General features: G+C 67.1%; 7 protein-coding genes. 5 read left to right on the top strand and 2 right to left on the bottom strand.

Features of this window, described 5'->3' with window-relative positions:
* Positions 1–636 (bottom strand): IclR family transcriptional regulator (locus OO71_RS45505; protein WP_033296357.1); only part of this gene is annotated, 636 nt, incomplete at its 3' end.
* Between the two features lie 188 nt (positions 637–824).
* On the opposite strand from OO71_RS45505, the gene OO71_RS45500 reads away from it, so the two are divergent.
* From OO71_RS45500 to OO71_RS45480, 5 genes are read left to right on the top strand one after another with little or no spacing between them, the layout of a single operon-like run.
* Entirely contained in the window at positions 825–1,883 is a 1,059-nt protein-coding gene (locus OO71_RS45500; RefSeq protein WP_033296355.1) for a dipeptidase, read from the top strand.
* A gap of 47 nt (positions 1,884–1,930) precedes the next feature.
* Positions 1,931–4,075, top strand: a complete 2,145-nt coding sequence (locus OO71_RS45495) for a hydantoinase/oxoprolinase family protein (protein ID WP_033296354.1) — start codon at positions 1,931–1,933, stop codon at positions 4,073–4,075.
* The gene (locus tag OO71_RS45490; protein WP_033296353.1) at positions 4,072–5,787 is read left to right on the top strand and encodes a hydantoinase B/oxoprolinase family protein; all 1,716 of its coding nucleotides are present in this window, start codon (positions 4,072–4,074) and stop codon (positions 5,785–5,787) included. The genes OO71_RS45495 and OO71_RS45490 overlap by 4 nt, the downstream gene beginning before the upstream one ends.
* Positions 5,788–5,820: 33 nt before the next feature.
* The gene (locus OO71_RS45485) at positions 5,821–7,146 is read left to right on the top strand and encodes an MFS transporter (protein ID WP_051793244.1); all 1,326 of its coding nucleotides are present in this window, start codon (positions 5,821–5,823) and stop codon (positions 7,144–7,146) included.
* A 47-nt stretch (positions 7,147–7,193) separates the two neighbouring features.
* Positions 7,194–8,384 carry an NAD(P)/FAD-dependent oxidoreductase gene (locus OO71_RS45480; RefSeq protein WP_033296352.1) on the top strand — a complete coding sequence of 397 codons (1,191 nt, stop codon included), beginning with the start codon at positions 7,194–7,196 and terminating at the stop codon, positions 8,382–8,384.
* 482 nt (positions 8,385–8,866) lie between these two features.
* Here the strand turns inward: OO71_RS45480 and OO71_RS46870 are convergent, their stop codons facing one another.
* A complete protein-coding gene (locus OO71_RS46870) occupies positions 8,867–9,487 on the bottom strand; it encodes a tyrosine-type recombinase/integrase (protein WP_084145813.1) in 621 nt (206 codons plus the stop codon).
* Positions 9,488–9,660 lie beyond the last annotated feature (173 nt).

Genomic DNA, 9,660 nt, shown 5'->3' with positions numbered 1-9,660 from the left:
ATCGCGGACGGGTGCAGCGATCGACATGTGACCTGCTTCGAGCTCGTCGATCGCAATGCAGCACGCCGTTTGCCGCTCGCGGTGGAGCGTGTCGAGTACTTCGGCTACGGATGTCTTCGCGCCGGGACCGACATCCGTGCGCGGTATGTCGGCGCTGATGAGGTCGCGGACTTCCTCGTCGCTCATGTCCAGCATCAGGGCGCGTCCCGAGGCGGCGATGTGCAGTGGCCACGGCTGCCGGGTCGTCGCGGCGGCCTGGATCGTACGGTCCGGCTGCTCTCGCAGCAGGGTGAGGGATTTGTTGCCGTCCAGTACCGAAAGCAGGGCTGTTTCGCCGGTTTCCCGGACCATGGCGCGCAGCACGGCGGAACCGGCGTTGAGCAGAAGCTGGTCGCCTGCCTTGCGGCCCAGGACATACAGCTGCCAGCCGAGCCGGTAGGCGCGCGTGTCCGGGTCTTGTTCGACGAAGCCTGCGGCGCACAGAGACTTGAGCATGCGGGAGATCTGGCTGCGTTCCCGTCCGACGATGCGGGCGATCTCGGCGCCGGACAGGCCTTCCCGTCCCGGACGAGAGCCGAGTACCTGCAGTACGGACGCGACACGGCTCACCGTGGAGGTATCAGAGGGTTCCGGCATGAATACACGATACCCGTTGCTCTCACAGCAACAGAATTCGGTTTTCTACCCGCGAGCGACACCGATGGCCAGGATATTCGCCGAAATATTGGCAATCTGTGGCTGTGAAAACAACACTTGTGGACGTCAGGGGAACAGTAGTTGCATTCTTCCGGCCATCGCATCCCCGTAGTGACGAAAGGCATGCCATGCCGGAGACCAGTCCAGTCGCGCGGTCCCTGCACGAACGCTCGATCGTGGTCGACGCGCACAACGACCTGTTGATGACCTGCGTGCGCCAGCCGGTCGCGGAGCAGGGACGGTACTTCCGTGAGCATTGGCTTCCGCAGTTGCACGCCGGTGGAGTGGGGGTGCAGGTGCTGCCGGTGTTCATCGAGGCGGAGTTCCGGCCGGACGGGGCGCTGCGGCAGACCTTGCGGATGCTCGAGGCCGGCTGGCGGATCGCCGAGCACTGCGCCGACGAGGTGCGGTTGTGCCTGACCGGAGCCGAAATCGACGACGCGATCCGGTTGGGGAAGACAGCGCTTGTTCTGGCCATGGAGGGTTGCGCGGCCGTCGGGACCGACGTGGAGTTGTTCGGCTTGCTGCACCGGCTTGGCGTGCGCATCGCCTCCTTCACCCACTTCGGCCGGACCATGCTCGCCGACGGTTCGGCCGAGGACGGGGCCGGCGGGCGTCTGACCGCGTCCGGGGTGGAGGCCGTCGCGGCTTGCGAGCAACTCGGAATCATGCTCGACGTCTCGCATCTCGGCGCGGCAAGCACGGACCACCTGCTGGAGCTGGCGACGAGACCCTTGATCGCGTCGCATTCCTCCGCCTATGCCGTCCGGGCACACCATCGCAACCTCACCGACGAACGGCTGCGCGCGATCGCGGCACTGGGTGGCGTGGTGGGGATCAATGTGCTCGCGAACTTCATCGACGAATGCGAGCACACGGTTTCCCGGGTCGCCGACCACATCGAGCACGCGGCGAAAGTGGCCGGCGAAGACCACGTAGGCCTCGGTCCGGACTTCATCCGGGAGATCTCGGATTCCCTGTCCCGGCCGGGGGAATACGAGTGGGGCCTCCGTGCGTCGCGGCCGTACATCCCTGGTCTCGAAGGACCGTCGGGCCTGCCGAACATCACCGAGGAACTGGTCCGGCGAGGGTGGACCGCGCACCGGATCCAGCCGGTGCTGGGCTTGAACTTCCACCGGCTTTTCGCCCGCGAACTCGGGGTGCCGGGCGCGGATCGCGCCGGTTAGCGACGCCCCGTGACGCTCCACTTGCCGAACACCGCAGAAAGGTTCCCATGGCAGAGAAACACCCGGCTTATCGCATCGCCTTCGACATCGGCGGCACGTTCACCGACTTCGCAATGCTGGACACGGATTCCGGCACCATCGAGATCTTCAAGACGCTCACCACTCCGGACGATCCCACTCGGGGGTCGCTGACCGGCGTGCGGGCGCTGCTGGAGCGGACCGGATCGGAGGCGTCGGCGGTCCGGAATGTCATTCACGGCACCACTTTGGTGACCAATGCGCTGATCGAGCGCAAGGGCGCCAAGGTCGCGCTGCTCACCACCGAGGGTTTCCGGGACACTCTCGTGACGCGCGAGGAGGCCCGCTACGACATCTACGACCTGGCGCTGCGTTTCCCGGAGCCGCTGGTGCCCCGTTACCTGCGGCGTGGGGTCGCCGAACGCACCGATCATCACGGCCGGGTGCTCAAGCCGGTGGACCCGGACGACGTTGCGCGAGTGGTGGAGCGGATCCGCGCCGAGGACGCGAAGGACCGCGAACATGCAGGTGCGACCGAACCGTTGCACAGCCTGGCGATCAGCTTCCTGCACTCGTACCGCAACCCGGCCAACGAGCAGGAGACCGCCCGGATCGTGCGCGAGCTCTGGCCCGAGGTGGACATCTCGGTTTCCAGCGACGTTGCGCCGGAGATCCGCGAGTACGAACGTACGAGCACCACGGTCGCGAACGCCTACGTGCGGCCGATCACGAAGCACTACCTCGGTTCGCTCGCACAGGCCTTGCGGGAGCTGGGTTACCGCGGCCGCCTGTACCTGATGCTCTCCTCAGGCGGCATCGCGACGGTGGAAACCGCCACCGAGTATCCGGTCAGGTTGATCGAATCCGGTCCGGCGGGCGGCGCGATCGGGGCCGCCTTCATCGGCCGCACCTGCGGGGCAGCGGATCTCATCGCGTTCGACATGGGCGGCACCACCGCCAAGATCTGCCTCATCCAGGACGGCGCGCCGTCGATCGCGCATCACCTGGAGGTCGCCCGGGTCCACCGGTTCAAGAAGGGGTCGGGCCTGCCGATCCAGTTCCCGTCCGTGGACATGATCGAGATCGGGGCGGGCGGGGGCAGTATCGCCTGGATCAACGAACTCGGCTTGCTCAAGGTCGGTCCCACGTCGGCGGGGGCCGATCCCGGACCGGCGTGTTACGGCCAGGGCGGCCGGGAGCCCACGGTCACCGATGCGGCACTGGTGCTCGGCTACCTCGACGCCGGCACCTTCCTCGGCGGGGAAATGGCATTGGATCGGGATGCGGCGGTGCGCGCGATCGAGGAAAAGGTTGCCACCCCGCTGGGTATCTCGCTCACCGAAGCCGCGTGGGGCATTCACCAGCTGGTAGTCGAAAACATGGCCGCCGCAGCGAAGATCCACATCATCGAGCGGGGCCGCGACCCACGGCAGTACGCGTTGCTGGCTTCCGGCGGAGCCGGGCCGATCCACGCGGCCGGCGTGGCCCGGTTGCTCAAGCAGGACCGGATCATCTACCCGCTCGCGGCCGGTGTGCTGTCCGCGATCGGGTTCCTGGTCGCGCCGGTGTCGTTCGAATTCTCCCAGTCCGACCCGCGGCTCGTGCGGGTCACCGACTGGAGCGCTGTCAACGACCTGCTTCAGGACCTGGAGCAGCAGGGGCGCACGGTGGTGGCCGAGTCCGGGGTCGCGCCGGAGGGCATCTCCGTCACGCGCCGCGCGGACGCCCGGTTCGCCGGTCAGATCAACGAGATTTCCATCGACCTGCCCGCCGGGGTTCTCGACGAGCACAGCCAGGACGTGATCCTCGCCGAGTTCACCAAGGCCTACCGTGATCTCTACGGGCATGTCCTCGACGGCGTACCGGTGGAGATCGTGACCTGGCGGGTGGTGTCCACCGGCACCCTGAGCGAGGTGCGGCCGGCCAGGCAGCCCGCGACGGGCGAACCACCGGTGCCACAGGCGCACCGGCCCGTCTACTGGTTCGAGACTGGATCCTATGTGGACACCGCGGTGTACGACCGGTACCGGCTGGCGGCGGGCGCGACCGTTTCCGGCCCGGCGGTCGTGGAGGAGCGGGAGTCCACCGTGCTCGTTCCCCCGGGCAGCACCGGGGTCGTCGACGAGTACCGCAACCTCCTTGTCACCACTGCACCGGAAGGGGCGCCGGCATGATGTCACCGTCGATCTTCGACGATCCGATCACGCTCGAGGTGGTGTGGGGCCGCCTGGAGAGCATCGCCGCGGAAATGCAGACCGTGCTGAGGCGCACCGCGCTGAGCACCCTGATCTCGGCCGCCAACGATCTCGGGTGCGAGATCATGGACGCGCGCGGCTGGTCGGTCGCGCACGCCGCGACCAGCAACCCGACCTTCAACCTCACCCTCCCGCGGGTGGCCGGGGAGCTGCTCAAGCGCTTCCCCGCCGAAACGCTGCGCGAAGGGGACGTGCTGTTCACCAACGATCCGTGGATCGGGGCGGGGCACCTGCCCGATGTCAGTGTGGTGACGCCGTTCTTCAAGCACGGCAAGCTGGCCGGGTTCGCGGGTTCCATCGCGCATGTCAGCGACATCGGTGGCCTGCTCAACCAGTCGGCGGCGCGCTCGGTCTACGAAGAAGGAGTGCACTTCCCGCCGCTGAAGCTGTATGCCGGCGGAACTCCCAACGAGGCGATCTTCACGACTCTCCGGGGGAGCGTCCGGGCGCCGGAGATGGTCCTCGGCGACCTCGCGGCCATCGTCACCGCCACCGGCGTCGCCGCGCGGCACGCGGTGGACCTGCTCGACGAGTACGGCCTCGACGACCTGCAGGAGCTCTCGGATGCCGTGCAGACCCGTGCCGAGCGGGCCATGCGCGAGACCATCGCGAGCCTGCCCGACGGCGACTACCCCTACGAGCACACCTTCCACGGCCCCGACGGCCCGATGACGATCGGCGCGGTGGTACGCATCCGCGGTGACGAGCTGGAAGTCGACTATGTCGACGTGCCACCGCAGCACCCCCACGGCGGGATCAACTCGACCATGAGCTTCACCGTCGCCCGCACGACGTACGCGCTGAATTGCGTCCTCACCCCGCACATTCCCAGCAACCAGGGGCTGTTCCGGCCGATCACCGTGCATGCCCCCGAGGGCTCGGTACTCAATCCGGAGTACCCGGCCTCGGTCAACGACCGGACCAAGGTCGGCTGGCAGACCGTGCCGATCGTGCAAGGCGCACTCGCCGGGATCGCCCCGCACACCACGGCCCCGAGCGGGTTCCAGAGCGGGATGCGCTTCATCGGCACCGATCCCCAGGGCGTGCCGTTGAGCACGATCTTCATGCACGGTGGCGGCATGGGAGCCGGCGAGGACACCGACGGCGTCGATGCGATCTGCTATCCGACCAGCTCCACCACCATCCCGGTGGAGGTCTTCGAGTCCACCATCGGAGCGCATGTCGAGAGCAACGAACTCCTCCCGGAATCGGCCGGGACCGGCCGCATGCGCGGAGGATACGGCCTGCAGACCGTGGTGCGGGCACCACGGGACGAGGCGGCGCAGTTCACCATGGCGGCCAGCGTGAACCAGCTGGAGTTCCCACCCGACGGCCTGGACGACGGCAATCCCGGCACCCCGACCCGGATCCTGCTGGACGGTGAACCCGTTGCCCCGCTGGAGATTCCACACCGGGTCGGCGCCTTGGCACTCCGGCGGCAGACCGGCGCCGTCACCCTCCGGACCCCCGGGGGCGGTGGGTTCGGCGACCCCCGGCAGCGGGATCCGATGCTCGTCCTGCGGGACGTGCGGGACGAACTGCTCACCGCCGAGGCAGCCGAACGTCTCTACGGCGTCCGAGTCGATCTCCCGACACTGCACGCTGCCCGGATCAGCGATCCGGCGAACTGACTGTCTTTCCCCGATCCCTCAGGAGTTCCGGAAATGGAAACACCTTCCGTGGAGACAACGAATCCGGCCCCGGTCTCGAAGAAGCCGGGCATCACCCCCAGGATGTTCGCGGCCCTGTCGATCGGCACTGTCATCGAATGGTTCGACTTCGGGCTCTTCGCCTTTTCCGCCACCGCCATCGCCACCACGTTCTTCCCGAAGACCGAACCGGCGGCAGCGTTGTTGCAGACCTTCGCCGTCTACGGGGTCGCGTATGTGGTGCGCCCACTTGGCGGTGTCGTGTTCGGCCGCATCGGCGACCGGGTCGGGCGCCGCGCGGCGCTGTCGCTCTCGCTCGTGCTGATGGGCGTCGCCACCGCCGGCATCGGGCTGATCCCGTCCTACGCCACGATCGGCCTCTTGGCTCCCACGCTGCTGGTGCTGTGCCGGCTGCTCGGCGGGTTCTCGGCCAGCAGTGAACTGACCGGAGCGAAAACGCTGGCGGCGGAGTCCGCGCCGGCGAACCGTCGCGGGATGTGGATCAATTTCGTCGGGAGTTTCGGCAGCGTGGGCTCGGCGGCCGCGACGATACTGGTGCTGATCTTCCGGGCCAGCCCGGAAGCGTATGCCGGCGGCGGCTGGCGCTGGCCGTTCATCATCGGCGGACTGGTCGCCATGGGCGGCATGTTCCTGCGCATCACGATCAAGGAGAGCGAGGTCTACACCGAGGTCAAGAACGACAAGACCATCGCCATCCCCAAGTTCGGCGAGATGGTGCGCAAGTACTGGCGGACCATGCTCGTGGCGTTCGGCTTCTACACCCTCGTCGGCGTCGGCTACCAGACACTGCTGGCCTACATGCCGACCTACATGACCACCGTCGGCAAACTGTCCACCAACACGGCCCTGGTCATCAGCTTGTTCGCGTTCCTCGGTTACGCCACCGCATGCACCCTCTTCGGCCTGCTCACCGACTTCATCGGCCGCAAACCGGTATTGATCGGCGGGACGATCTCGATCGCGGTGATCACGATCCCGGCGTATCTGCTCATCATGACCGGTGAGCTGGTGTGGGTGGCCGTCGCGCAGTTGCTGCTGGTTTTGCCGATCGCCGCGGTGCAGGCGGCAGGCAATGCCGCCACCATCGAGGTTTTCCCCGCTGTGGTCCGATTTTCCGCAGTGTCCATGGCCTACACGTTCGCCTATGCGTTGTTCGCCGGAACCGCGCCGCTGGTTTCCGCGCTGTTGGTGGATGCCGGGGGCGACCTGATGGCAGCGGTGTACGGCGTCGCCATCGCATTGGTGGCGATTCCGCTGCTGGCCAAGGGATTCCCGGAGAGCTACCGGTTTTCGATCAAGACCGGACGGGCGAATCCCTGAAGCTGGTGTGTGGCGGCCTTACCCCGTTACGGAGAGAAAGCAGCACTATGTCTGAGCAGGTGAAGTTCGTCATCGTCGGGGGCGGGTTGGAAGGTCTCGGCATCGCCTATTCGCTCGCCGACCGGGGAGTGCGCGACATCCTCGTTCTCGAACGAGCGACCCTGTGCTCGGGGATGACGGGCAAGTCGAGCGGCGTCGTGCGCTGCCACTACGGCACGCCTTCGCTCGCTGCGATGGCGAAGTACGGCGTGGACTTCCTGGAGCAGGCCGGGGAGGTCCTCGGCGAGGACGTGGGGCTGCGTCAATGCGGCTACGCGGTCGGAGTCGCGCAGCGGAATGTCGAGGCGATGGAGGCGAATGTCGCGCTGCAACAAGGTCTGGGGGTCGATGTCGAGCTGATCGACCACGCGCGCATGGCCCGCCTGTGGCCCGGCCTGTACATCGACGACTTCGCCGCCTTCGCCTACGAGCCCCGAGGCGGCCGGGGCGACGCCTACCTGCTGGGGATGGCTTTCGCCGCCGCGGCTCGCCGGATGGGAGTGCGGATCCGGCAGGGCGCACTGGTCACTTCGCTGCTCCAGGACGGCGAGGACGGGGTACGAGGGGTCGAGCTGGCCGACGGCGAACGCGTGCTCGGAGGTTCGGTGATCCTGGCCAACGGCGCGTGGGCGCCTGCCCTGACCGCTCCGCTCGGGTTCGAGGTTCCGGTGCAATCCCAGCGTGCCGAACTCGTGCTGGTGGATCCCGGGGAGCCGCTGCCGGACGTCCCCGTGTTCTCCGATCTCATCGGCCTGCAGTACCTGTGCCGCGAACCGAACGGCCACGTGCTGGTCGGCAACTCCGACCACGCGGCGCCCGAGTACATCGACCCCGACCACTACGCCGACCGAGCCGGTGACGCAACCATCACCAGGGTCGTCGAACGCCTGGGACATCGAATGCCGGACATGCCCGACCCGCGCGTCGCACACAGCTACGCGGGCGGCTACGACGTGACCCCCGACTACAACCCGATCATCGGCCGCGCCCCGGTAACCGGCCTGTTCCTCGTGACCGGCTTTTCCGGACACGGCTTCAAGATCGCGCCCGCGGTCGGCCGAATGGTCGCCGAGGTGCTCACCACCGGCCGGACCAGCTTGGCCGGGGTGGAACCCCGTGATTTCCGGCTTTCTCGCTTCGCCGAAGGTGAGCCGCTCCTGAGCCGGCACCCGTATGAAGGAGCCGGGGCGATGCGGTGAATGACTTCCGCAATCACCCGCGGACCTCGCCAAACGCAATGGTGCCGTCGTTCGAAGTCTGCTCGGAGGCGCGGCGAGTCCTTTCACGGAAGAAGAAAACAGGATTAGCCAATTTCCACGCGAACAATGGGTCGCCATGACCGCCGAACAGACGAGCCAGCTCGTTGCCACTTCTCGGGCCTTCAGAACGCCAATATGCGCCCTCGTCTGCGGTCAAATACTCCGCAGCACGCGGCAGCGCATTCCCGTGCAGCGCCCAGTCCAGGAGGACTCATGATCCCTTGGTTGGAGTTCAACCTGTCTCGGCTCTCCTGTTCCCCTCATTCTGGACCGGCCTGTATGAGTCGGATTGGTCGGTGGTGCAGGACCAGTCCTGCACCACCCGGCAGGTACGGGCGGGATTCTTGGTGCGGCGTTGCTGTCCGCGGTTCGTGTGATTCGTTCCCGATTCGGTCGAGGCCTATGGTCAATCCATTCCCGGCTCAGAGAACATCGCCGACGCTAATCTTCCGGGCGGCTTCATGTGCGCGTTCGATGGCGGCGCTGGCGCCGTAACGTCGGGCCATTTGGGGTGTGGTCCATCCGTTGAGGAGCATGAGGTCGCCTTCGCTGCCGCCGGCTTTGAGGAAGGTGTGGGATTGGAAGTGTCGGCCGAGGTGGGCGTGGAGGTTGCGGCCGAGGGTGGCGCGGGCGTTGGCGGTGTCGCCGCGGCGGCGGAGCATGAGTTTGATGCCGTTGGCGGAGAGTGGTCCGTGGCGGCGGATGTCGCCGAGCCAGAGTGTGGTGGTGCTGTCGGTGTGCGGGTGGCGTGGGCGGACGCGGAGGTAGCGGCCGATGGCTTTGCCGGTGGCGGGTCCGAAGGGCAGAGCCCGCCACTTTCCGCCTTTGCCGAGGACGTTGACGACCCGGCGGGAGAGTTCGAGGTCGATGGTGGCGATTTCGGACAGTCGTCCGCCGGTGTCCCACAGAAGGCGGATGATGGCTTCGTCGCGGCGGCTGAGGAAGTCGCGTCCTTGGCAGTCGTGGAGGACCTGTTGGATGAAGTCGACCGGGGTGATCGGGACTGGCTGCGGGGGAATGTGCGGTGGTTTCATTCGGGCCATGGGGTGGTTGTTCGATCTCGTCCTCGTCGACGAGCCAGTGGGACCAGGAGCTGAGGGCTCGGTAGTTGTTGTTGGCGTTGCCGGGGCTGGTGGATGCGACCCGGTTGACGTGCTTCGGCTCGTAGTCCTCCGGGCAGGTGGGAGCGGGCGGGACCGACGCCAGCCAGGCTTCG

This window comes from Amycolatopsis jejuensis, from assembly GCF_000717335.1.
GTDB classification, from domain to species: Bacteria; Actinomycetota; Actinomycetes; order Mycobacteriales; family Pseudonocardiaceae; genus Amycolatopsis; species Amycolatopsis jejuensis.
Note: the sequence above shows the minus strand (reverse complement) of the source record. Positions and strands in the feature narration are given on the sequence as shown.

Excerpts from the sequence above, each read along its gene's own strand:
- OO71_RS45495 (WP_033296354.1), top strand. The coding sequence starts at position 1,931 with ATGGCAGAGAAACACCCGGCTTATCGCATCGCCTTCGACATCGGCGGC.
- OO71_RS45485 (WP_051793244.1), top strand. The coding sequence starts at position 5,821 with ATGGAAACACCTTCCGTGGAGACAACGAATCCGGCCCCGGTCTCGAAG.
- OO71_RS45490 (WP_033296353.1), top strand. The coding sequence starts at position 4,072 with ATGATGTCACCGTCGATCTTCGACGATCCGATCACGCTCGAGGTGGTG.
- OO71_RS45500 (WP_033296355.1), top strand. The coding sequence starts at position 825 with ATGCCGGAGACCAGTCCAGTCGCGCGGTCCCTGCACGAACGCTCGATC.
- OO71_RS46870 (WP_084145813.1), bottom strand. The coding sequence starts at position 9,487 with ATGGCCCGAATGAAACCACCGCACATTCCCCCGCAGCCAGTCCCGATC.
- OO71_RS45480 (WP_033296352.1), top strand. The coding sequence starts at position 7,194 with ATGTCTGAGCAGGTGAAGTTCGTCATCGTCGGGGGCGGGTTGGAAGGT.